Source organism: Acidovorax sp. NCPPB 3576, from assembly GCF_028473605.1.
GTDB lineage: Bacteria > Pseudomonadota > Gammaproteobacteria > Burkholderiales > Burkholderiaceae_C > Paracidovorax.
This window is the reverse complement of the sequence record NZ_CP097267.1, coordinates 4,687,730-4,710,744: the sequence shown is the minus strand read 5'-3', so window position 1 is coordinate 4,710,744 and position 23,015 is coordinate 4,687,730. Positions and strand designations below refer to the sequence as shown.

The 23,015-nt window shown below is 68.1% G+C and carries 17 protein-coding genes and 1 pseudogene; 9 read left to right on the top strand and 9 right to left on the bottom strand.

Features of this window, described 5'->3' with window-relative positions; all coding sequences use genetic code 11:
• Together M5C98_RS21425 and M5C98_RS21420 are read right to left on the bottom strand one after the other, a co-directional pair.
• Positions 1–1,920 carry a hypothetical protein gene (locus M5C98_RS21425; protein ID WP_272549461.1) on the bottom strand — a complete coding sequence of 640 codons (1,920 nt, stop codon included), beginning with the start codon at positions 1,918–1,920 and terminating at the stop codon, positions 1–3.
• 534 nt (positions 1,921–2,454) lie between these two features.
• Positions 2,455–3,621, bottom strand: coding sequence for an OmpA family protein (locus tag M5C98_RS21420; RefSeq protein ID WP_272549459.1), 1,167 nt, complete (start codon positions 3,619–3,621; stop codon positions 2,455–2,457).
• Between the two features lie 629 nt (positions 3,622–4,250).
• Here M5C98_RS21420 and M5C98_RS21415 point away from each other — a divergent pair.
• The 7 genes from M5C98_RS21415 (at position 4,251) to M5C98_RS21385 (ending at position 12,770) form a co-directional block, all read left to right on the top strand.
• On the top strand, positions 4,251–4,823 hold the full coding sequence (locus tag M5C98_RS21415; RefSeq protein WP_272549457.1) for an anthranilate synthase component II: 573 nt from the start codon (positions 4,251–4,253) through the stop codon (positions 4,821–4,823).
• On the top strand, positions 4,820–5,494 hold the full coding sequence (locus M5C98_RS21410; RefSeq protein WP_272549455.1) for a LysE family translocator: 675 nt from the start codon (positions 4,820–4,822) through the stop codon (positions 5,492–5,494). The genes M5C98_RS21415 and M5C98_RS21410 overlap by 4 nt, the downstream gene beginning before the upstream one ends.
• Positions 5,495–5,514: 20 nt before the next feature.
• A complete protein-coding gene (gene trpD, locus M5C98_RS21405) occupies positions 5,515–6,549 on the top strand; it encodes an anthranilate phosphoribosyltransferase (protein ID WP_272549453.1) in 1,035 nt (344 codons plus the stop codon).
• A gap of 88 nt (positions 6,550–6,637) precedes the next feature.
• The gene (gene trpC / locus M5C98_RS21400; RefSeq protein WP_272549451.1) at positions 6,638–7,438 is read left to right on the top strand and encodes an indole-3-glycerol phosphate synthase TrpC; all 801 of its coding nucleotides are present in this window, start codon (positions 6,638–6,640) and stop codon (positions 7,436–7,438) included.
• Positions 7,439–7,506: 68 nt separating this feature from the next.
• On the top strand, positions 7,507–8,226 hold the full coding sequence (locus M5C98_RS21395) for a uracil-DNA glycosylase (protein WP_272549450.1): 720 nt from the start codon (positions 7,507–7,509) through the stop codon (positions 8,224–8,226).
• A 401-nt stretch (positions 8,227–8,627) separates the two neighbouring features.
• Positions 8,628–10,550, top strand: coding sequence for a hypothetical protein (locus M5C98_RS21390; protein WP_272549449.1), 1,923 nt, complete (start codon positions 8,628–8,630; stop codon positions 10,548–10,550).
• Positions 10,551–10,589: 39 nt separating this feature from the next.
• A complete protein-coding gene (locus tag M5C98_RS21385; RefSeq protein WP_272549448.1) occupies positions 10,590–12,770 on the top strand; it encodes a hypothetical protein in 2,181 nt (726 codons plus the stop codon).
• A 24-nt stretch (positions 12,771–12,794) separates the two neighbouring features.
• Here the strand turns inward: M5C98_RS21385 and M5C98_RS21380 are convergent, their stop codons facing one another.
• Complete coding sequence (locus M5C98_RS21380; RefSeq protein ID WP_272549447.1) at positions 12,795–13,703, bottom strand: LysR family transcriptional regulator; 909 nt, start codon at positions 13,701–13,703, stop codon at positions 12,795–12,797.
• Positions 13,704–13,943: 240 nt separating this feature from the next.
• On the opposite strand from M5C98_RS21380, the pseudogene M5C98_RS21375 reads away from it, so the two are divergent.
• A pseudogene (locus M5C98_RS21375) lies at positions 13,944–14,849 on the top strand (Bug family tripartite tricarboxylate transporter substrate binding protein); the annotation flags it as partial.
• Positions 14,850–14,889: 40 nt separating this feature from the next.
• Positions 14,890–16,509: a gamma-glutamyltransferase family protein gene (locus M5C98_RS21370; RefSeq protein ID WP_272549446.1), complete on the top strand. Its 1,620-nt coding sequence runs from the start codon at positions 14,890–14,892 to the stop codon at positions 16,507–16,509.
• Positions 16,510–16,582: 73 nt separating this feature from the next.
• On the opposite strand, the gene M5C98_RS21365 is transcribed toward M5C98_RS21370, so the two are convergent.
• The 6 genes from M5C98_RS21365 to M5C98_RS21340 form a co-directional block, all read right to left on the bottom strand.
• Positions 16,583–17,494, bottom strand: a complete 912-nt coding sequence (locus M5C98_RS21365; RefSeq protein WP_272549444.1) for a DMT family transporter — start codon at positions 17,492–17,494, stop codon at positions 16,583–16,585.
• Between the two features lie 19 nt (positions 17,495–17,513).
• On the bottom strand, positions 17,514–18,611 hold the full coding sequence (queA, locus tag M5C98_RS21360; RefSeq protein WP_272549443.1) for a tRNA preQ1(34) S-adenosylmethionine ribosyltransferase-isomerase QueA: 1,098 nt from the start codon (positions 18,609–18,611) through the stop codon (positions 17,514–17,516).
• Positions 18,612–18,714: 103 nt separating this feature from the next.
• Positions 18,715–19,779 (bottom strand): alpha/beta hydrolase family protein, encoded by a 1,065-nt coding sequence (locus tag M5C98_RS21355; RefSeq protein ID WP_272549442.1) that lies wholly within the window; start codon positions 19,777–19,779, stop codon positions 18,715–18,717.
• 69 nt (positions 19,780–19,848) lie between these two features.
• Complete coding sequence (locus M5C98_RS21350; protein ID WP_272549441.1) at positions 19,849–20,640, bottom strand: fumarylacetoacetate hydrolase family protein; 792 nt, start codon at positions 20,638–20,640, stop codon at positions 19,849–19,851.
• A gap of 67 nt (positions 20,641–20,707) precedes the next feature.
• Positions 20,708–21,679 carry an AraC family transcriptional regulator gene (locus M5C98_RS21345; protein WP_272549439.1) on the bottom strand — a complete coding sequence of 324 codons (972 nt, stop codon included), beginning with the start codon at positions 21,677–21,679 and terminating at the stop codon, positions 20,708–20,710.
• Between the two features lie 33 nt (positions 21,680–21,712).
• A complete protein-coding gene (locus tag M5C98_RS21340; RefSeq protein ID WP_272549438.1) occupies positions 21,713–22,999 on the bottom strand; it encodes an HD-GYP domain-containing protein in 1,287 nt (428 codons plus the stop codon).
• Positions 23,000–23,015 lie beyond the last annotated feature (16 nt).

The window sequence follows — 23,015 nt, the reverse complement described above, 5'->3', positions numbered from 1 at the left end:
TCAGGCGCGGATGTGCATGTGCATGTCGATCGACACGCGGGTTTCGGAGGTGATGGAGGTGGGCAGTTGGGGCAACTGGGGCAGTTGGGACAGACCCTTGTTCAGCGACAGCCCTGCCGCGACGCCCTTGTTGGCGGTGTCCATCACCGACTGCATCACGCCGCCGATCACATCCTTCACCACGGACTGGATGCGGTCCTGGATGCCTGCGCGCAGGTCCGAGGTCAGCGGGTTGCCAGTGCCGCTTGGCGACAATGCGTTGCCCGTGGGCTGCAGGCCCTTCAAATCCTGCAAACCTTGTGCGCCTTGCAGGCCCTTCAAATCCTGCAAACCTTGTGCGCCTTGCAGGCCCTTCAAATCCTGCAAACCTTGCGCGCCTTGCAAGCCCTGAAGGCCCTTCAAATCCTGCAAACCTTGCAAACTCTGAAGGCCCTGCAAACCCTGAGTGCCTTGCGTGCCTTGCGTGCCTTGCGTGCCCTGAAGGCCCTGCAAGCCTTGTGTACCCTGCAAGCCCTGCATACCCTTGGCCATCACCTGATCGACGATGCCCTGGATGGCTTGGTCCGCCACGCCGAGCAGCTTTTCCTGGATGGAGTTCTGCAGGCCCTGCTTGAGGTCCGAGGCCACTTGGCGGCTGCCCGACTTCAGGCCCGTCGCGTTGCGCGGGCTGCTCACGTTGGACAGCGTGTCCTCCAGAACGCCTTGGCCGAGCGATGCCAGTGCGCTGTTCTGGTCGAGTCCGAGCTTCGGAAGCAGCGTGTAGAGGGCGGCCTGCACTGCGGCCTGGATGGCCATGTCGATCGCGTTGTGCACCGAGTTCTGCACCGATTCCTTGACGGCCTCGCGGCGCGTCTGCGGAGGCACTTCATCCGGGCCTTGCGCCTGGCGCGTGCCTTCCGAGCCGCGGCGTCCGCGGGTCTGCACGGCTGTGCTGGCGGCGTCTTGCAGCGCACCACCGACCATGTTCGTGCCGGTGCTGACGGCATTCGAGTCGTTGTTGGGGTCCAGCGTCTGCTGCAGGCTGAGCATCAGCTTGTCGATGGTGCTCTGGATGACCGTATCGACTGCATCGCGTGCCGCGGTTTCCGCCGCGTCGCGCGCGCCCTGGCGAAAGCCGGTCGGGCGGGTGTCGTACACATCGTCCACGCCATTGCGGTTGGTCGCCAGGCGCGTATCGGTCGCGTCGTCCACATCCTGGCGCGTGTTGCCCGTGCGCGTGCCAGGCAGGTCGTCTCCGTCCGTGCGCAGGCCGGGCGAGCGCGTGTCGGGCAGGTCTTTGGCGCCCTTGCTGAAGCTTTCGCCATCGGCGAAGCGGCCCGCGCGCGAGGCGCTGAGGCCACCGCTGGTGGCTGCCCCGATGGTGTCCACCGCCAGGCCGCCCAGCATCGAGGTGCCGTTGGGGTCCAGGGCCTTGGCCGCGACCTTGGTGACCTCCTGCGTGGCCAGGTCGATGGTGGAGTCCACCGCCAGCCGTGCCACGTTCTTGGCGATGCCGCCGGGCCCGAAATTGGACGCGGTTTCCATGGCGCCCAGCGCCAGGTCCTTGATGCCGTTCAGGGCCTGGGACAGGTTGCCTTTGGCAATACCCTTGGCCAGGCCCACGGCGCCCTTCTTGATGCTCGTGAGGCCGCCCTCGACGCTGTCCACGGCGGTGTCCACCACTTTCTGGGCGACGCTCTGCACCTTCTTGAGCACCTTGTCCAGCGCTCCGTCCAATAGCGTGTTGGCCGCCATGGCGGCCGGCGTGAGGTTGATGATGCCGCGGGTGATATCGCCACCCGCTTCCCCCAGTTTCTTGAGACCGGCCGCTGCCCCTTTCAAATCGAGCGTTGCCAGGCCTTTGGCGATTTGCCCTACGCCCTGAACGGCTTTTTCAATGCCCTTCGCGATTGATTTGAACGCGTTTTTTATCGCACCCATGGATTGACCCCTTGCAGTTGATGAAGAAATGCACTGGACGGCAATCGGCCTTCCTGGAGTGGAAGGGGGCGGTTGCATGACCCAACGCGGAGGTTCCGACTTTCCGCGTGTGAAGCGTATGTAAACGCTCTGTATGCGATGCGGATTGCGGCCATGCGAAGTGCGGGGGCGCGGGCAGGGCGCGCTGGAGGGCCGGCGCGGGGGCGCCATGGGGGTTTGAAGGGCTGCCGCCGCGGATCGGGGCCATTCCCAACGGGCGGGCCTCCCAAGCGTTCAAGGGGGCAAGTCCGCCTTCGCCTCGTCGTGCGAAAGGGGGGGGCGACGGGTGGATCGGCTTGCCATCAACGATGCCAGCCACCAGGCTGCCTCCCATCGATGGATGGCGCAAGCGCTCACGGGCGCGGCGACTACCCTGCGCGGCGGGATGTCGCGAGTCGCCGAGCGAAGGGCGTCTTCGGCAATCGGTCCGGTCAGGCCTTCGCGGGAATGGGCCTGGACGGATGCGCGGATGATCCGACGGGGACGCAGGACACGCTAATGCTGCTTGACGAGTTCGACCCTGCGGTTTTGCGACCGGCCATTTTCGGTGGCGTTGTTGGCCACTGGATCGGCGTCGCCAAACCCAGCGGAAGACAGTCTCGCGGCATCAATGCCCTGCGCGGCAAGGGCGGCGACAACGGCCTTGGCCCGGCCGCCAGACAGTGTCCTATTGTGGGCTGGGTCACCCGTGCTATCGGTGTAGCCGTTGATGGCCAACTTCAGCGATGCATCCCGCTTGAGCAACTGCACGACCTGCTCAATCTGCGGTTGCGAGTCGGGAAGGATTTCGGTCTTGTCCGTGGCAAAGTTGACGTGCAATGCCACCTTGCCAGTCTTGTCGATCTGCGACTTCAGCTCGCTGGCTGGCAGCAAGCCAGCGGTCACTTCGAGCGGCTTGGTCTCGGCAATGAGCAGTCCGCCGCCGAACTGGTAGCTGCACCAGTGAATCCAGATGTTGCGATCGGCCCGCCGGACCACAAACACCTGCGCGGGATTGTTCCAGATGTCGCCCAAGCCGCTGTTGTACTTGAGGGCAAAATCGCGCGGCCATTCTTTGATCTTCTGTCCGGCTTCTTCCGGAATCCTGCCATCGAAGATCTTCTTGCCGCCCAGCGAAGAAACCACGGATTCGATGTTGCGCTGCAGCTCCAGATCCGAGAATGTCTTGCCCTGCGCGGCGCTGATGTGCGCCGACCAGACCTTGCCTTCCACCGGCTCCAGGCGATCGCCTGTCCAAAATGGCACCTGATCGAAATCGGCGACATCCGGCGTGCTGGCGGCGACATATCCGTCGGGAAGCGCGATATAGGGAAAGGCGCCCAGCGGCACGCTCGAGATCGGCAGGCTCGACGGCTCGAACGCTTTGCTGGTGGCTGCTGCCTGCGCAGGGGGTGATGGCGGAGTGCTGGCGGCCGTCGCCGCCGGCGATGCCGTGTGATCGTTGCTGTGCGCCGTTGGGTCTTGTTTCTTGCATGCGCCCAGGCCCATGGAGATGGCCAGAACCAACGTCGCCGCTACCGTTTTTTGCACAGAGATACTCCTTGCCGAGGGACGGACGGATGAGTTTAGCTGCGCCTCGTGCCCCCCTTGTTGCGAAACGATGCACGCGAGCCGCCGTGCGTGCGCCTGGGCGGCCCGCAACACCGCGTCGATGCGCGACACGCGACAAGCCAGCCGTTGGCTGCACGGGATCTTCTTCGCTCGGCCTTCTTGCCATCCTGGGCTCCGCCCTTCACGCGAGGCATTACACTCCGGCATGAATCGGTTCGCATCCGCATCCCCTGGCTGCCGGACCCTCTCTACCGATCAGACTGGCCAAGCATCATGACCCGCAACGCACCGTTCAACGCAATTCAGTGGTGGCGCTTCTTGTAGAAGCGGCGTATCGCTGCGGTCCGTGACTGCATGCTGCCGCCTTGACCGGTGGCAGTTGGTTTCCTCGCTTCCGGCACGGCGGCTCCCTTACAGGAGAGTTGTTTTGCCCACCAGTACCTATCCCCGCTTTGATGCCAACCATGCGAATGAACGCCCTGGGGGCTTTCTTCGTTCCGGATCTCCCTCTACATCGCTCCCGCGGCAGGATGTTTTTTGGCGCAAAGCGGTGCCATGCCGCCGCGCAACGGGTTGGAGCCTCGCTGCTGCTGCGCCTCGATGGGCCGCCTGGCGCCAGCAGGCATTCCGATGGCGACGGGTGCCATTCGATTTCAGTTCCAGTGCTAATGTGGATATCCATGGCCCTGCCCATGGATGCCTCATGACGTTTATTTTCAAAAAATCAATGAGTTAGGCAGATGAATATCCTGATGCTCGACAACTACGACAGCTTCACCTACAACATCGTCCAGTACTTCGGAGAACTGGGTGCCGAGGTCGAGGTGTTCCGCAACGACGAGATCACGGTGGAGGGCATCGCCGCGCGCGCGCCCGACCGGCTCGTCATTTCCCCCGGGCCGTGCTCGCCGGCCGAGGCCGGCATCTCGGTGGCCGCCATCAAGCACTTCGCCGGCAAGCTGCCCATCCTGGGCGTGTGCCTGGGCCACCAGGCCATCGGGGCCGCGTTCGGCGGCACCATCGTTCGGGCCCAGGAGCTGATGCACGGCAAGACCAGCGTGATCACCACCACGCAGAAGGGCGTTTTTGCTGGCCTGCCCGAGCGGTTCACGGTGAACCGCTACCACTCCCTGTCCATCGAGCGGGCCACCTGCCCGGACGTGCTGGAGGTGACCGCCTGGACCGACGACGGCGAGATCATGGGCGTGCGCCACCAGACGCTGGACATCGAGGGCGTGCAGTTCCACCCCGAAAGCATCCTCACCGAGCATGGGCACGCCATGCTGCGCAACTTCCTGCAGGCGCGGCCATGATCGAGACGCACCAGCTGCTCCTGTTCATCGCGGCAGGGTGGCTGCTCAACCTCACCCCGGGGCCGGACGTGCTCTACATCGTCACGAACGCCCTCAAGTCCGGCGTGCGCGCAGGGCTCGTCGCGGGCTTCGGCATCACCGCCGGGTGCTTCGTGCACATCGTCGCGGCAGCGGTGGGCGTGGGCGCGCTGCTGGCCGCATCGGCCACCGCCTTCACGGCGCTCAAGTGGGTGGGCGCGGCCTACCTGCTGTGGATGGGCGTTCGCATGCTGTGGTCCAAGGCCCCCGGGGATGCGGGCGATGCGGGCGATTTGGCGGGCCTGGCTGCCGGGCGCGCTGCGCCTGCGGTGCCTGCGTCGCTGAAGAAGGTGTTCCTGGGCGGATTCTGGACCAACGTGCTCAATCCCAAGGTGGCCATCTTCTTTCTGGCCTTCGTGCCCCAGTTCATCGCGCCGGGCACCGAGAACAAGGCCTGGGCCTTCGTGCTGCTGGGTGTGCTGTTCAACATCAACGCCATTCCGGTCAATGCCGGCTGGGCGCTGGCGGCTGCCTGGATGGCCCGCCGCCAAGGTGCGATCCAGCAAGGCATGCACTGGCTGGACCGCGTGGCCGGTGCGATGTTCATCGGTTTCGGCATCCGGCTTGCGCTCTCCGAGCGGCCCGGAGCCTGAGCTTCATTCGAGGAAACACTATGTCCATCACCCCTCAGGAAGCGCTGCAGCGCACCATCGAGCACCGCGAAATCTTCCATGACGAGATGCTGCACCTGATGCGCCTCATCATGCGCGGCGAGCTGTCGCCCGTGATGACGGCGGCCATCGTGACCGGCCTGCGCGTCAAGAAGGAAACCATCGGCGAGATCGCCGCCGCCGCGCAGGTCATGCGCGAGTTCTCCAACAAGGTCCACGTGCCCGACACCACGCACATGGTGGACATCGTGGGCACGGGCGGCGATGGCGCCAACACCTTCAACATCTCCACCTGCGCGATGTTCGTGGCCGCCGCCGCCGGCGCCAAGACCGCCAAGCACGGCGGGCGCGGCGTCTCCAGCAAGAGCGGCAGCGCCGACGTGATGGAGTCGCTGGGCGTGCACATCAACCTGCCGCCCGAGGCCATCGCGCGCTGCATCGCCGACGTGGGCATCGGCTTCATGTTCGCGCCCAACCACCACCCCGCGATGAAGAACGTGGCGCCGGTGCGCAAGGAAATGGGCGTGCGCACGCTGTTCAACATCCTCGGGCCGCTCACCAACCCCGCGGGCGCGCCCAACATCCTCATGGGCGTGTTCCACCCGGACCTGGTGGGCATCCAGGTGCGCGCGCTGCAGCGCCTGGGCGCCGAACATGCCGTGGTGGTCTATGGCCGCGACGGCATGGACGAGGTCAGCCTGGGCGCGGCCACGCTGGTGGGCGAGCTGAAAAAGGGCGAGATCACCGAGTACGAAATCCACCCCGAGGACTTCGGCATGGCCATGGCCAGCAACCGCACCTTGAAGGTGGACTCCCCCGAGCAGTCGCGCGAGGTGCTGCTGGGCGTGCTGCGCGGCCAGCCGGGCCCGGCGCAGGACATCGTCTGCCTGAACGCCGGCGCGGCGCTGTATGCCGCCAACGTGGCCGATTCCATCGCGGACGGCATCGTCCGCGCGCGCACGGCCATCGCCAGCGGCGCGGCACTGGCCAAGCTGGAGCAGCTGGTTGCGCGCACCCATGCGCTGGCGGCGGGCTGAGGGGTCGCACTGCCGCGGAGGGCCGGGTGCCCGCCGCGTTCGTCCATCGATGCAAAAGGGGCTCTAGGAGCCGGAGAAGGTTTTCGACATGAGTGACATCCTGAACAAGATCATTGCCGTCAAGCGCGAGGAAATCGCGGCGGCGCAAAAGAAAACGCCGCTGGCGGCCATTCGCGCCGATGCGGAAAGCCGTGTGCTCACGCGCGACTTTGAAGCGGCCCTGCGCGCAAAAATAGCCAAGGGCCAGGCGGCGGTGATCGCCGAGGTCAAGAAGGCCAGCCCGTCCAAGGGCGTGCTGCGCGCGGATTTCATTCCCGCCGACATCGCCCAGAGCTATGCCGAGGGCGACGGCAAGGTGAGCGCGGCGTGCCTGTCGGTGCTGACCGACCGGCAGTTCTTCCAGGGCCAGCCCGACTACCTGAAGCAGGCGCGGGCCAGCTGCCAGTTGCCGGTGCTGCGCAAGGATTTCATGGTGGACGCCTACCAGATCTACGAATCGCGGGCCATGGGCGCCGATGCCATTTTGCTGATCGCGGCCTGCCTGGACGATGCGAAGATGGCCGACTTCGAGGCCATCGCCCGCAGCCTGGACATGGCGGTTCTGGTGGAGGTGCACGACGGCGCCGAGCTGGACCGGGCGCTGCGCCTGCGCACGCCGCTGGTGGGCATCAACAACCGCAACCTGCGCACCTTCGAGGTGTCGCTCTCGACCACCCTGGCGCTGCAAAAGAACGTGCCGGCCGACCGCCTGCTGGTGACCGAGTCGGGCATTCTCTCGCCCGCCGACGTGCGGCAGATGCGCGACGCGGGCGTGAATGCGTTTCTCGTCGGCGAAGCCTTCATGCGCGCGCCGGAGCCGGGCGAGGCGCTGGCCCAGCTGTTTGGCTGACAGAGTGGGTGCTATAAATTTAGTAGCAATATGCCCTAGATAATATTGCGCTGGAGGCTGTTTTGACCATGAATGATTCTGCCGTGCCACCGACCCAGCTGCAGAGCGCCGATCCTGCCGACTGGCCGGTCGCGCCCGCATGGCAGCCGCTGGTGGATGCGTTTTTCGCCGGTGCGCGGGGGCAGGCGCTGCTGGCGTTCTTGAAGGCGCGGCTGGCGGATGGTGCCGCCATCTTCCCGCCCCGGCCGCTGCGTGCGCTGGAGCTGACGCCGCCCCAGTCCGTGCGCGTGGTCATCCTGGGGCAGGACCCGTACCACGGCCGCGGGCAGGCCGAGGGCCTCGCGTTTTCGGTGGCGCCCGGCGTGCAGCTGCCGCCCTCGCTGCGCAACATCTTCAAGGAGATGCAGCGCGACCTGGGCACCCCCTTTCCTGCCTGGCCCGAGCCGGGCGGGAGCCTGGCCAAGTGGGCCAAGAACGGCGTGCTGCTGCTCAACACCTGCCTCACGGTGGAAGAGGGGCAGGCCGCCAGCCATTCCGGCAAGGGCTGGGAGGAACTGACCGACGCGGTGATCCGCCATGTGGCCGAGGGCGAGCGGCCGGTGGTGTTCATGCTGTGGGGCTCGCACGCCCAATCCAAGCGCGTGTGGATTCCGGGCGACCGGGGCCACCTGGTTCTCACCGCCAACCACCCTTCGCCGCTGTCCGCGCTGCGCCCGCCCGTGCCTTTCATCGGGTGCGGGCACTTCGGCAAGGCGCGGGAGTTTCGCCAGCAGCACGCCGAGAAGTAGCCGCGGCGTGAGGGCTGGGCGGCTGCCCACGCTTTGCCAATGGGGGATTCGCCAGCCCTTGAGCCGCTTCGGGTTTTGAGAGCCTTTCCGCAGTACCTCAGCCATCGTTCAGGCTGTAGATTTTTACTGCGTCAAGGTTTTTCATGCCCACAGGAAATGTGAACCGTCGCGGCCATGCCGCAGGGGCACCGTCCCGTCCTGCCACCACGCCGCCTTCGCAGGGTGCCGCTCCGCCGGCCAGACCACCGGCAGGAAGGCAGAGTGGCAGCGCGGTTCACCAGGGCGGCCCTTCGGACACGTTGCGCCCGCGTGGCGGGGCCGAGGCCGGCAGATCTTCCAGCGCTGCAGCACCGCGCCCCCGTGGCAACGCGCCTGAGCGGCGCAGTGTCGCGGCGACGGCTTTGTCGCGCCCGTCGCCCGCAGCCCAGGCGGCGGGTGCGATCATCGACAATGCGGTTCCGTATCTTCAGCAATATCACAAGACAGCGGACTCGATGTCGATGGCGACTCACGCGCCGGCAGTGCGCATGATCTCGTCCCGTGCTTTTCAGAAAGCCCAGCCCGCCATGGAGGCGCTGGGCAAACTGACGATGGCCCAGTCGCAAGAGCTGGGTCCGCTTTATCCGATTTTCATCGAGCAGCAGCGGACGATGTCTGCCTATCGCGTGCTCATGACGACGCCCAAAATCGACGTCCATCCGCTGGTGGAGAAGCTTCTTTCTTATCCTGACATGGCGAGCGCCCAGGCATTGTGGACTGGCTATGTCGAACAGACAGATGTGCAACTCAAAGAGCTGAAGCCCTATGCCGTGGCCTTGGCGGAAACCATGCAGTCGCTTGGAAAGCGGGAAGCGTTCGAATCGACGGCCGACGCCGCCAACACGCTCAGGGCCGCGGTCATGGGCACTGCCCAGAGCCGGCTCATCGCCATCAATTCGCACGTGGATCGGGTCATGCTGAGCGTCATCATGTTGACGCTGGCTGACGAGGCAGAAAGCGTGAGCGCCCAAACACGGGAAATGCAGAAAGAGCTCGTTGGCGATGTCGTGAGCATGCGCAGCGTCGTTGACCTGCTGCAGGACGCGCGCGTCGGGCCCCTGCCCCGCAAACAGGCGTGGCTGCAGAACTACGTGAAGGTACTGGAGCGCCACGCGCATGATCACCTCATGGCGGCGACCCGGAATCTGCCTCCTGACCAGGATCTGGCCGCATCGCCGGTCGGCAAGGCGGCGCTGGAAATGGCGGCAAGCATCCGGCTGCTGACCAGCGAGATCGGCGAGGTGCTGAACGCGTACAAGCTGTCGCCGCAGATGGCCGGGCGCATTCATGACGTCAATGACGTCAATAACGTCACGATGAATGGTCAGAAATTGACCGAGCATGAAGATCCGATCGAGCCGGAAGAGCCTGCCGCGTCAGCGCAGGAGGCCGCAGCCTCCGAGCAGGCCGCTCAGGCGGAGTCGTCCAAGCCCAGCCGCAAATCCCGCCGGAATTCAAAATCCGCGCAAACCGCACCGACGCCATCGGCCGCTCTGGCTTCGAAGCCTGGCTTGTCGGTGGAGCAGCAGGTCCACATCGAACTGGCGCAAGCACGGGTCAACCAATTTCGAAAGCCGCCAGTGGTGCCGTCCGGAGCGCGCTTCGACTTCTTCGCTTTGGGATTGCCGATGAAGCAGGATCTGAAGGAAATCCGAGCCGCGCTCGATGCCGGCACCGATCCCATCAATGCCGGGCAGGCGATGCGTCGCGCGCTGGCGGACCGGTTCGGGCAGCCCGGCATCTGGGCTCAACGAAGCAAGCAACTCGAAGATTTGACCGGTGTGGAGCTGGACCCTAAAACGGTCGAGTTGCAAAAGGAAGTGGCCGAGCGCGCTGTGCAAGTGCGGTCCTTGCACGACCAGGTCAGCACCTTCGAAATCGATCTCGTGAAGCAATACGCGCTTCCGCAGGCAAACCATGTGTCGATGTTGCTGAACTCCGGCGATGCGGTGCCGGACGGAGCGGTCAGGAAGCTCCGGTCCGATGGCGATCCGGATGGCGATCACGGCACGCTGTTCGAAGTGCGCCTTGCCGTGAAGCCACTGTCGAACGGGCAGCCAGCGGCACCTCTCTATGTGCACTTCCATACCAAGAACGTGGTGGGAACCGATGCCATCGCCAATATCTCCCCCGGAGAGCTGGCGGCAGTGCATGTCAAAACGGCCGAACAGCGCGCGCTGGGCCCCAAGTGGGAAGCCCTCAATGCCGCGTTGCTAGGACCAGTGCACCGTGGCGCTTTGACGGACCAGGTGCTGGTGGATCTGCAAAAGTCCATGAAGGCATGAGTTTGCAGCCCTTGCCTATCGCGTTAGAAGGGTAGGCCCGTGTCCGGCGAACGCGTGCAATCGGCAGGCACCTCTCGGAACGACCGCGGCCATCGCGCTGTGCAGGATCAGGCGGCAGTGCCCGCTGACGACCAGCATGCCAGCGTGTCGGCCAGCCCATCCAGTCACTTGACGGAGTGCCTTGTCCCCCGGTCCAGCGGCGCCGCGGCGAGCCATGGGGCGCCTGCGCCCCGTGCGCAGTTGCCCGCGCAGCGGGTACCGACGCCGGCGCAGCAACAGCAGCTTGAGAAACACGAAAAAAAGCAGGCAGCCATGGCCGCCGCCCAGACGGTTGACGGTGCAATGGCTTATCTCCGTACTTTCGACCAGCTTTGGACGCGCGGGCTCGTCACGGTCGAGAAACAGCAGCGCACGTTGTGGACGGCCTTTCAGTCGGCAGATCGCGGCATTGCGGCCTTCAAGGAGATGACCGAATTTCACCGGGCCGGTGAGGACGGACGAACATCGTTCGTGGCCCTCTACAACAAGCGCGCAGCGCTGGCCGCCACCTTGGTGGGCTACCTTCCTCCATTGCCTGCCAAGGCAGGCTACTCGCTTTCGCAGCGCATGCTCCAGGCGCGCTCGGAGCCGGTGGACCTGCCAGCGCTGGACCGCGACCTGCATGCCTACCTCGGTCAGGTTGATTTCGCCGTCGAGGCGATCGAACCCTATCTCCGTGCGACTTCCGAGGCGATCGAAAACCTGAGTGCGCCCGCCCATCTCAAGGCCTATCCGACGATGACCGAGAACTTGAAGGAGGCCATCCTCACGCTCACGAATCTGCGGATGAGAGCGTTCGATCTGCACAAGGAGCAGATCTGGACACTGGGCAATCGCATGGTGGTTGCAGAAGGCTTGAATAGCACGGAGCTTCTGCGAGAGACCGTCGCACTGCTGACCTGTGCGGCAAACCTGTCGGACGCCCCTGCAATCGACCTGCTGCAGGACGCCCGCATCCCCCGGCAGCAACCGATGGTGAGCCGCATGGAAAACGGCGCTTTGCTTTTGCGTGAGCACGCCGAGACATTCATCGTGCTTGCGAGTCGCCACTTCGACACCGAAACCGGTGCTTCGCAGTCCGGCGTTCTCGACTTCGCCAAGCGGCTGGTAGCCGCCATCGGCGCGCTGGCCCAGCAGTGCGATGCGGTGCTGAACGCCCACAAAGTCTCCTACACCGTTGGCAAGCTGCTGGAAGGCAACACATTCCTGGGACATCCGACGCGACGCGAAACCGCAGCGTTGCCGGACGACGATGCGCAGAGCGATTCGGTGTTAGAAGAAACCGCCGCGTCCGGTTCCGCTTCCGCAACGCGGCCCAAGCGCTCCGGTACGGGCAAGGCACGCAAAGCCTTCGCGCGCAACAAGGCGGCTCAGGAGACTGCCCCTGCGCTGTCCCTGCATCAGGCGGTCGTGCTGGAGCTGGCCCAGGAGCGTCTGAAAACGTTCCCTGCGCCAAAGCTCGACAGGCTGCGCGGGCCTGGCGACTTGTTGGCGCTAGCCGAATCGATGCACAAGGACGCTTCTGCGATCAGCGCAGAGATGGACCCGCGCACCGAGCCGCTGAGCGCCGCGCGGCAGATGCGGCAAACGCTCGATGGATGGTTCGGCGTACGGGGGCAGTGGCGGGCCAGGCGCGAGCAACTGGCGGCGGCGGGCGTGGCGGGGATGCCATCGGTCTCGGACGCGCTCCGGGCGCTGAATGAGCGCATCGCGGCGATCGAGGGACTGCACCGGTCCGTCGATGCCATCGGGGCCGATCTGATCAAGACCTTTCCGTACCCGGACCTGAAGCACGTGTCGCACCTGCTCAACATGGCGACGGACGCCGAGGCGCAAGGGCCGGCTTTGCGGATCGGCGCTCCCCGCAAGCTGCCATCGCAAGGCGACCCCGACCACCGCCACGGCACCCTGTTCGAAGTGAAGATCGATACGGGAAAGCTGGCGGATGGCCGGCCCGCGCCCGCGCTCTACGTGCATTTGCATGCCAAGGCGCCGATCACGGCCGAGGCGTGCCGCACCGTGCCTTTCGAAGCCCTGGACGCGTTTCATGTGAAAACTGCCGATCAGCGGGGCAAGGGGCCGACCTGGGAGTTGCTCAACGACGCCCTGCACAGCGTGCACCGGGGCAGGCTGGACGCCGAGGTGCTGAAGGCACTGCAGCACCGCATGGCCCCCGGCTGATCCCTCGGCCTGCGCTGCAGTCCGTCACCATCCCGCCAACTGTTCTTTCAGCCGCTCCAGAAAGGCCTGTGCGGCCACGGGCAGCGCGCGGCCGGCGAGGGTCTGCACTTCGATGTCGCGCAGGTCCAGGCCCGGGTCGCCGAGGGGCCGCGCCACGATGGCGCCTGCGGCCATGGCATGGCGCGTGGCGACTTCGCTCGACACCGACACGCCGCCGCCGTGCGCCACGAACTCCAGCACCGTGCGGGCGTGGTTGCTGACCAGAACGGGCTCCAGCTGCAGGCCCTGGCGGCTGCACACGATGTCGATCATCTGGCGCACGATGGTCTCCGGCGGCGGCAGGGCCAGCGGGTACCGGGCCATCTGCACCAGGCTCACGGGGCCGGCGCCGGCCAGCGGGTGCCCGGGCGGCAGCATGGCCAGCACGGGCGCGCTCTGGCGGTGGGCCACCTGGATGCCGGGCTGCGGCGCACGGCTGAAGCACAGGCCGATGTCGGCCACGCCCGTGCGCACGGCCTCCGGCACCTGGGCGGTGGGCAGCGCCGTCACCGTGAACCGGATGCCTGCATGGTCCCGCTGGAAGTCCACGCACAGCCGCGGCACCAGCTCGTTGGCGAAGACATCGGAGGTGGCCAGGCGCACCTGGCCCGCCCGCAGCCCGAGCAGCGCGCCGATCTCGCCCATTGCGCGCTCGGCGTCCAGCCCGGCGCGCCGAGCATGCGTGGCGAGGATCTCGCCGGCCGCCGTCAGCACCATGCCGCGCGGGTGCCGCTCGAACAGCGGCGTGCCCAGCTGCGCCTCCAGCCCCGCGATCTGGCGGCTCAGGGCCGATGCGGCCACGTGCAGCCGGGCGGAGGCTTCGGTCAGCGATCCGCATTGCGCCACTTCCAGGAAGTAGCGCAGGGCGGTGTCTTGCAGCAGGTGGGCTCGCATGGCGGAGAAGGCGCGGAAGGCTCCGAAGGGTTTGCTCGGGAAGGTGCAAAGTATCGAGTGCTTTGCCGTTGCGGCAAAGGGCATTGCCGAATTGCTGTTGGTCAGCGGGCACGCCGATTCCTAAGATGGCCCCTTTTGCCGCTTGCCCGATCGGAGTGCCCCATGCCCTTTGTGAAATTCAGCCGTCGCCTGCTCGCTGCGCTGTCGCTCGCCGCGATGGCCGGCGGGGCCCTGGCGTAGTCCTGGCCCAGCCACCCCGTGCGCGTGATCGTGCCGTTTCCGGCCAGCGGGGCCACCGATCTGGTGGCGCGCGTGGTCACGCAGCGCGTGTCGCAGGACCTGGGCCAGCAGATGGTGGTGGACAACCGGCCCGGCGCGGGCGGCACCATCGGCGCGGCCGAAGCCGCCAAGGCCCCGGCCGACGGCTACACGCTGCTGCTGACCACCAGCAGCACGCACGCGATCTCGCCCCACCTGATGCCGCGCCTGGCCTATGACCCGCGCAAGGATTTCACGCCCGTCGCCCATGTGGCGGACGCCGCCAGCGTGCTGCTGGTCACGCCCTCGCTGCCGGTCAAATCGGTGGCGGACCTGATCGCCTACGCCAAGGCGCACCCCGGCCGGCTCAATTACGCCAGCAGCGGCAACGGCACCATCGTGCACCTGAACGCCGCGGCCTTCAGCGCGCAGGCCGGCATCGAGATGACGCACGTGCCGTACAAGGGCACGGCCCAGTCGATCGCCGACCTGGCGACGGGCCAGGTGCATGTGCTGTTCGACTCGATTCCCACCGGCATGCCCCATGTGAAGAGCGGCCGCCTGCGGGCCCTGGCCGTGACCAGCGAGCAGCGCAGCGCGCTCGCGCCCGAACTGCCCACGCTGGCGGAGTCCGGCCTGCCCGGCTATTCGTCGGTGACCTGGTTCGGCGTGTACGCGCCGGCCGGCGCGCCGCCCGCGCTGGTGGAGCGCATCCACCAGGCCTTCGCCAAGGCCATGCAGTCCCCGGACGTCGTCGCCAGCCTCGCCAAGCTGGGCGTCGAGCCGGCCCGGCCCAGCACGGCGGCGCAGTTCGCGGCCATGGTGCAGGCCGACAGCGCGCGCTGGGCCGCCGTGATCCGCGAGCGCAAGATCACCCTGGAACAATGAGCCCGCCCCGAGCGCCTTCCCCAACCCAAGGAGACAAGACATGACCCAAGCGCCCCCACCGAACGCCACCGCCCTCGACTGGGGCCAGCCCTATGCCTCGCAGCGCAGCCCCGTCATGGGCCGCAACATCGTGTCCGCCTCGCAGCCCCTGGCCGCCCAGGCCGGGCTGCGCATGCTGATGGCCGGCGGCAATGCGGTGGACGCGGCCATTGCCACGGCCATGGCGCTGACCGTGGTGGAGCCCACGGGCTGCGGCATCGGCAGCGATGGCTTCGCCATCGTGTGGGATGGCAAGGAACTGCACGGACTCAATGCCTCGGGCCGCTCGCCGGCGGCCTGGACGCCCGGGTACTTCGCCCAGCGCGGCGGCATTCCCGAGTCCGGCTGGAACACCGTGACCGTGCCCGGCGCGGTCTCGGCCTGGGTCGCGCTGTCGAAGCGGCTGGGCAAGCTGCCGTTCGCGCAACTGGCGCAGCCCGCCATCGAATACGCGCGCGGCGGTTTTCCCGTCTCGCCCATCATCGCCACGCAGTGGGCGCTGGGGGCGGACCGGCTGGGCGCCCAGCCGGGTTTCGCGGAGTGCTTCATGCCCGGCGGGCGGGCGCCGCGCGCGGGCGAGATCTTCCGCAGCGAAGCGCATGCCCGCACGCTGGAGCGGATCGCCGAAACCGGCGGCGAGGCCTTCTACCGCGGCACGCTGGCCCGCCAGATGGCCGCCCACGCGCAGGCGAATGGCGGCGCGATGACCGAGGACGACCTCGCCGCGCACCAGGCCGACTGGGTGGGCACGGTGAGCCAGCCGTTCGGCGATGCGGTCGTCCATGAAATCCCGCCCAACGGCCAGGGCATCGCCGCGCTGATCGCGCTGGGGCTGCTCGACGCCGTGGGCATCGGCACTCGGCCCGTGGACGACGTGGAGACGGTGCACGCCAGCATCGAGGCCATGAAGCTCGCGCTGGCCGACCTGTACGAACACAACGCCGACATCGACGCGATGCGCGTGGCGCCGCGCGACCTGCTGGAGCCGGCCTACCTGCGCGAGCGTGCGCTGCACATCGACCCGGCGCGCGCGGGCGATCCCGGCCATGGCGCACCGCGCCGCGGCGGCACGGTGTACCTGGCGGCCGCCGATGCGTCGGGGATGATGGTGTCGTTCATCCAGTCCAACTACATGGGCTTCGGATCGGGCGTGGTGGTGCCGGGCACGGGCATCAGCCTGCAGAACCGGGGCCACGGCTTCAGCCTGGTGCCGGGCCATGCCAACGAGGTGGGCCCGCGCAAGCGCCCCTCGCACACCATCATTCCGGCCTTCGCCATGCATGCCGACGGCACGCCGCGCATGGCCTTCGGCGTCATGGGCGGTCCCATGCAGTCGCAGGGCCATGTGCAGATGGCCCTGCGCGTGCTGCGCTACGGGCAGAACCCGCAGGCCGCCGCCGATGCGCCGCGCTGGCGGGTCACCGGCGGACGGGGCGTGGCCGTGGAGCCGGGGTTCGATCCCGCCGTGCTGGCCGAGCTGCGCGCGCGGGGGCATGAGGTCACCGTGGAGTCGGGCCACGGCGTGTTCGCCTTCGGCGGCGCCCAGCTCGTGCTGCGCGAGGGCGGCATCTACATCGCGGGCTCGGACCCGCGCAAGGACGGGCACGCCGCTGCCTTTTAATTTGCTATCAAATAAATAGCAAGACAGGCAATCAATACGGCGGCGTGGGCATCAAAACCCCCAAACCGCCGTTTCAGCGCGTCTCGCGCACCGTGAGCCAGGCGCTGGCCGCCCCGCTGAGCACGATGGCTGCGATGCCGGCCAGCGACCAGGCATCCGGCACGTGCCGGAACAGCAACCAGCCGGCCAGCATCGCAAAGCCGATCTGGCTGTACAGGAACGGCGCGATGGTCACCGGCGTCGTGCGCGCATAGGCCGTCAAAAGCAGCATGTGCCCCACGGCGCTCGACAGGCCCATCGCGAACATGCCGGCCCAGAGCCACGGGTCCGCGATGTCGGTCCAGACGAACGGCACGCCCAGCGACACCAGGGCCGCCGCCAGCCAGCCGGTATAGAGCTGCGTGGTGGCGGGGCTCTCGTGCCCGGCCATCTTGCTGCTGATGACCTGGTAGCCCGTGCCGGTCGCCAGCAGGCACAGCGGCCACAGCATGGCCCAGGTGAAGGATTCGCCCCCCGGGCGGATGATGGCCATCGTGCCCGCCAGCCCCAGGGCCACCAGCGCCCAGCGCGGCGCGCTCACGCGCTGGTGCAGCCACAGCGCGGCCACCAGGGTCACGCACAGCGGCGTGGCCGCCACGATGGCGGTGAACTCGGCCAGCGGCAGGTGCTGGATGCTGATGAACCCGAACAGGCTCGTGGCGGCGAACAGCACCGCGCGCAGCGCCTGGAACCGCGGCTGCGTGGTGCGCAGCACGGCCACGCCTTCGCGCTGCAGCACGAACACCGTGGTCAGCAGCGCCTGGAACAGGTAGCGCAGCCACAGCGCCATGAAGAGCGGCACGGCGGCGCTGACCCATTTGGTGGTGGCGTCCAGCACCGCGAAGCACGCGCAGGCGCCCACGGTGAGGCCGATGCCCGCCACGGCGGCGCTGCGGCTGCGCAGGGCGTGCAGCGGCGCAGGCGGCGTCTGCGGGTGGGGCGTCACGGCGCGTGCGGCCCCGCGTTCAGTGCGCCGGCTGGGGGCGCTGCAGCAGCATGGCGTCGCCGTAGCTGAAGAAGCGGTATCCCTGCGCGATGGCGTGGCGGTACAGGCCCATCACATGCTCGTAGCCCGCGAAGGCGCTCACCAGCATCATCAGCGTGCTCTTGGGCAGGTGGAAATTGGTGACCAGCACGTCCACCACCCGGAAGCCGAAACCGGGCGTGATGAAGATCCGTGTGTCGCCCGTGGCCTGGCCGCTCAGCGCCCACGATTCGAGCGTGCGCACGGTCGTCGTGCCCACCGCCACCACGCGGCCTCCGCGCTGGCGGCAGCGCTCCAGCGCGGCCAGCGTGGCCAGGGGCACCTCGTACCACTCGCTGTGCATCTGGTGCTCGGCCAGGTTCTCGGTCTTGACGGGCTGGAAGGTGCCGCCCCCCACGTGCAGCGTGACGCTGGCGCGCTCCACGCCGCGGTCCTCCAGGTCGGCCAGCACGCCGGCATCGAAGTGCAACGCCGCCGTGGGCGCGGCCACGGCGCCGGGGGCGCGGGCGAAGACGGTCTGGTAGCGCTGCGCGTCCTCGGCCGCATCGGGATCGTCGCCGCCCTCCTGGTGCCGCTCGATGTAGGGCGGCAGCGGCAGGTGGCCGTGCCGCTCCATCAGGTCGTAGGGGGGCTCGCCCGCGGGGCCCCGCAGCGCGAAGCGAAACAGCGGGCCGTCGTCCTCGGGCCAGCGCGACAGCAGCGTGGCGTCGAAGCCGCCACCGGCCAACCCGCCCGCCAGGTGCACCACGGCGCCGGGCAGGGGCTTCTTGCTCACCTTCATATGGGCCACCACCTCGTTGCCGGTCAGCACGCGCTCGATCAGCAGTTCCAGCTTGCCGCCGCTGGCCTTTTCGCCGAACACGCGGGCCTTGACCACGCGCGTGTCGTTGAACACCAGCAGGTCGCCCGCGCGCAGCAGCCCGGGCAGGTCGCGAAAGACCCGGTCGGCCGGCTCGGTGCTGCGGCCATCGAGCAGGCGCGAGGCGCTGCGTTCGGGGGCGGGGTGTTGGGCAATGAGCTGCGGTGGCAGCGTGAAGTCGAAATCGCTGAGCGTGAAGGTGCGGGGGCTGGCAGGCATGGGGGCTTGAGGGCCGGACGGGCCCGTTCCAAGGAAAGAACGACCAAAAACAGCGTGCGATTGTCCCATGGCCACTTGGCGCTGGGCGCGGCTGCGCCCGCCCCTAGCGTGCCGAAGGGCCGCCGGCTCCGGCCGGCGCCAACTGCCGGCGCAGGAACGCGATCACCTCGCGGTGGAACGCCGCATGGAAGGCGATGCGGTCGAAGCCGGGCGCATCGCGGCAAAGGGCGGGCAGCCGCTCGGCCAGGGAGGCGGAGCAGGGCGCGAGGAACGCGAAATGCCCCGCCTGGGGCACCCCATGCCATTCGGGGGCGGCCGGCAGCGCGCGGCGCAGGGCCTCGACACTGCCGGGCGTGACGCCATCGCCGCCCAGCGCGGAGGCCCACAGCTGCACGGGGGCCTTCACGGCCTGCAGTGTCTCGGGGGTGAAGAAGTTCAGTGGGTCGGCGATCACCGCGGCGCGGATGCGCGGGTCCGGCGCGGGCACCGCGGGCCAGGAGCGGTTGCGGATCTCGGTGCACAGCGGGATGGGCGAGCCGGCCGGGCACAGCTCGGGGCGCTGGGTGAAGTCCGGCACCGCGCCCAGGGCCACGAGCCCCGTGGTGCCGCCGCGCGAGAACCCGAAAAAGCCGATGCGCCCGAAGTCCAGCTCGGCGTGGCCGGGCCAGGCGCCCAGCAGGTAATCGGTGAGCCGCCGCATGTCGGCCGGCCGCGTGGCGAAGGCGGAGAGCCTGCCCTGGCGGCTCAGGTCCTGCGCGTTGTCGCCCGGGTGGCTGATGGCCGCGACGGCAAAGCCCGCATCGGCCAGCGCCGCGGCCGTGTCGTGGTGGCTGAAGGCGGAGCCGCCCGAGCCATGCGAGACGATGACCAGCGGCAGCGGTGCGCCCTGCACGGGGCAGTTGCGCATCGCCTCCAGGGTGAGCGGGCCGATGCCGACGGGCCCCGGCGGCGTGGCGCAGGGCGTCCAGATCGCGCCGCGCAATGCCGGGCCCTGGGCATCGGCGGGCACCTCGATCATGCGCAGGCCCGCCGCCTGGGTCAGCCCGGCGGCCAGGCCCAGCAGCGGCAGGACCACCCGGCGGGACAGGGAGGCGGCATGCGCCACGAGGGCGGCCACGGCGCGTGCCGCGCACCCGCGGCGCGGCTCAGGAGCGGAAGGCGAAGTCATGGCGGGGCAGTGTGCCACCGCCACGCCAGTCGGCCCGCAAACGCCTGCTCGGCGCCGCTGCGGCCCGTTTCAGACCACGCGCAGCGAGAGGTCGGGCAGGCCGTCGATGTGCGCCACCATGAGGTCCCCCCGCACCACGGCGCCCACGTTCTCGGGCGTACCGCTGTAGATCAGGTCGCCGGCCTTCAGCTCGAACGCCTGCGACAGGTTGCTGATCTGCTCGGCCACGCTCCAGATCATCTGCGCCAGATCGGCGCTTTGCTTGACCGTGCCGTTCACCGACAGCGTGATGGCGCCCCTGGGAAAGTGGCCGGTCTGGGCCACGCGGTGGATCGGCCCGATGGGGGCCGACAGGTCGAAGCTCTTGCCGATCTCCCAGGGCTTCTTCTGGTCCTTCATGTCGCTTTGCAGGTCGCGGCGCGTCATGTCAAGGCCCGCGGCATAGCCGTACACATGCTGCAGCGCGTGCTCCGGCGCGATGTTGCGCCCGCCGCTGTGCAGGGCGGCCACCAGCTCCACCTCGTAGTGGTAGTTGCGGGTGAGGGCGGGATAGGGGTGGTCCACCGTGGTGCCCGGCGGCACGAATTGCACCGCGTCGTTGGGCTTTTGGAAGAAGAAGGGCGGCTCGCGCGTGGGGTCGGACCCCATCTCGCGCGCATGGGCTGCGTAGTTGCGGCCGATGCAGTAGATGCGGTGCACGGGAAAGACTTCGCGGCTGCCGGCGATGGGCACGGCCGGCACGCTCAGCGAAAACGGCGTGGGCTGGGACGGGGTAGCGGTCACGCTGGCGCAGCCGGCGGCCAGGGCGCCGCCCAGGGTGGCGGTAGAGGTCATCAAGAGGTCTCGGCGGTTCAGGTCCATGAAAGCGTCTCCGTTGTTTTGGTCAACGGAAAGCTTAAGGTTCGCCGCCGCGGCGCACCCGGACGATTCAGCGCAACACTTGGACGGAACCGGGCACCGCCACGGCCGTGCCCTGCAGTTCGCGCAGCCGCTGCGCGCGCCAGGCGCTGGGGCTCAGGCCGTGCCACTGCCGAAAGCGCCGGGCGAAATACGCTTCGTCGGCAAAGCCGCAGCGCCGCGCGATCTCGCCGATGCGGTCGCCCGTGGCCAGCAGCAGTTCCTGCGCCAGGGCCAGCCGGCGTTCGGTCAGCAGCTCGGTGAAGGTCTTGCCGGTTTCCTTTTTGATGAGGTGGGCCAGGTAGTTGGGCGACAGGCAGGCGGCCTCCGCCGCGTCGGCCAGCGTGGGGTCGCCGGCCAGTTCGCCGCGCAGGTAGCGCAGCAGCCGGGCCATGGCCGCGCGGCGGCTGCCGCGCTGCGCCTGGGCCGCGGCCAGCGCGCGCAACTCGCCTTCCCAGCGCTGGCAGGTCAGCGCCAGCAGCTGCAGCAGGCAGCCGCGGATGCACGCCAGGGAGGCCAGGCGCCGCGCCGCGTTCTCGCGCTGCAGGCTGCCCAGCAGCGCCTGCACGTCTTGAAAGCCGTCTTCGTCGAACGTGAAGTCCAGGTGCTCCTGGAACTGGAACGGCGCCAGTTCCGGCGCCAGGGCCAGCGGCACGTCTTCCAGGTCGAGCGGGTCCACGGTCAGCCCGGGCCACAGGAAGCGCTGGCTGAAGTTCACCACCAGCCAGCGCGTGCCCGGCGGATGCGGCACCAGGTGCATGCGGTGCGGCAGCACGAAACTCAGGGTGCGCGCGGTGAACGGCCGGGCCACGCCGCCGATGTGGTGCTGCGTGCTGCCCGCCAGGTTCACCTGGATCTGGAAATACTCGTGCTTGTGGGGCTGCGTGAGCGGCGCACGCCCGCTCTGGTCGCGGATGTCGAAGTCCAGGTGGCTGGAGCGCTCCACCATCGCATAGGTGCGCACGGCACCCGCGGGATCGTTGCTGGCGCGCGGCGGGGGCATGCGGGCGGCCGGTGGCGCGTCAGGGCCGGGGCGTCAGCGCGGCACCGACGGCATGCCGGTCCACAGCTCGTTCAGGTCCGGAAAGCGCCATTTGTCCGGGTCTTCGCGGGCAACGATCTTCTCCGGGCAGCCGGGCTGGGCCAGGTCGATGATCTCGGGCGGAATGCGCAGGTCGGACTTGGTGGAGAAGAACACCTTCACGCGCGGCGACACCAGCGAGGCGGCCTGCTCCATCACCACGCCGATGCGCCCCGAGGTCAGCCGCACGAGCGAGCCCACGGGGTAGATGCCGATGCTCTTCACGAAGGCCTGGAACAGGCGGGGGTCGAAGTGCCCGTTGGTCCACTCGGCCATGCGCCGCAGCGATTCGGCCGGGTCCCAGCCGCGCTTGTAGGGCCGGTCGGAGGTGACGGCGTCGTACACGTCGCAGATCGAAGCCATGCGCGCGGTCAGGCTGATCTGCTCGGCCGGCAGGCGGTGCGGGTAGCCTGAGCCGTCCATTTTCTCGTGGTGGTGCAGGCAGGCGTCCAGCACCTCGTCCTCCACGCCGCCGCCGCACTCCAGCAGCATGCGGTAGCCGTGCTCGGAATGGCCGCGCACGATGTCGAACTCCTCGTCGGTGAGCTTGCCGGGCTTGTTCAGCACCGCCAGCGGGATCGCCGCCTTGCCGATGTCGTGCATCAGCCCGGCCAGGCCCGAGGTGCGGATGCGCGCGGTGTCCAGGCCGATCTGGCGCCCCAGGGCCACCATGAGCGCGCACACCGCCACCGAATGCATGTAGGTGTAGTCGTCCGCCGTCTTGAGCCGCGCCAGGCTGATGAGCGCGGACGGGTGGCGCGTGATCGAATCCGAAATCTCCTGCACCAGGCTGCGCGCATCGCTGGAGTCCACCGCGCGGCCCATGCGGGCCTCATGGAACATCGAGGACACGGCTTGGCGGGCATGGTTGCAGATCGATGCCGCATGGCCCAGCTCCTCGGCCATGCTGGTGGGGGCCAGCGAGCGCACGCGCTGGGACGGGGCAGTTGCCGGCGCGGGCGGAATCTTCAGGTCCGGCATCTCCTGCAACTGGCTGAAATCGGTGTCGAGGCGGGCCTCGGCCTCCTCGGGCGAGGTGGTGGCCACATCGGAGGCCACGTCCAGGCCCTTGGAGACATCGATCCACACCTCGGCGATGGTGGTCTCGTGGATGCGGGCCAGGTCCGCCGGGTCCTGCAGCACGAAGCCGGTGCGCCAGAACGGATGGTCCATCCACGAGCCGCAGAACTGGTGCAGGTACATGCCCAGGGCAAGATGTTGGACGCTGATTCGCTTGAGCATGGGACGGATGGGTAAC

Excerpts from the sequence above, each read along its gene's own strand:
- M5C98_RS21425 (WP_272549461.1), bottom strand. The coding sequence starts at position 1,920 with ATGGGTGCGATAAAAAACGCGTTCAAATCAATCGCGAAGGGCATTGAA.
- M5C98_RS21415 (WP_272549457.1), top strand. The coding sequence starts at position 4,251 with ATGAATATCCTGATGCTCGACAACTACGACAGCTTCACCTACAACATC.
- M5C98_RS21410 (WP_272549455.1), top strand. The coding sequence starts at position 4,820 with ATGATCGAGACGCACCAGCTGCTCCTGTTCATCGCGGCAGGGTGGCTG.
- trpD (WP_272549453.1), top strand. The coding sequence starts at position 5,515 with ATGTCCATCACCCCTCAGGAAGCGCTGCAGCGCACCATCGAGCACCGC.
- trpC (WP_272549451.1), top strand. The coding sequence starts at position 6,638 with ATGAGTGACATCCTGAACAAGATCATTGCCGTCAAGCGCGAGGAAATC.
- M5C98_RS21395 (WP_272549450.1), top strand. The coding sequence starts at position 7,507 with ATGAATGATTCTGCCGTGCCACCGACCCAGCTGCAGAGCGCCGATCCT.
- M5C98_RS21380 (WP_272549447.1), bottom strand. The coding sequence starts at position 13,703 with ATGCGAGCCCACCTGCTGCAAGACACCGCCCTGCGCTACTTCCTGGAA.
- M5C98_RS21370 (WP_272549446.1), top strand. The coding sequence starts at position 14,890 with ATGACCCAAGCGCCCCCACCGAACGCCACCGCCCTCGACTGGGGCCAG.
- queA (WP_272549443.1), bottom strand. The coding sequence starts at position 18,611 with ATGCCTGCCAGCCCCCGCACCTTCACGCTCAGCGATTTCGACTTCACG.
- M5C98_RS21355 (WP_272549442.1), bottom strand. The coding sequence starts at position 19,779 with ATGACTTCGCCTTCCGCTCCTGAGCCGCGCCGCGGGTGCGCGGCACGC.
- M5C98_RS21350 (WP_272549441.1), bottom strand. The coding sequence starts at position 20,640 with ATGGACCTGAACCGCCGAGACCTCTTGATGACCTCTACCGCCACCCTG.
- M5C98_RS21345 (WP_272549439.1), bottom strand. The coding sequence starts at position 21,679 with ATGCCCCCGCCGCGCGCCAGCAACGATCCCGCGGGTGCCGTGCGCACC.
- M5C98_RS21340 (WP_272549438.1), bottom strand. The coding sequence starts at position 22,999 with ATGCTCAAGCGAATCAGCGTCCAACATCTTGCCCTGGGCATGTACCTG.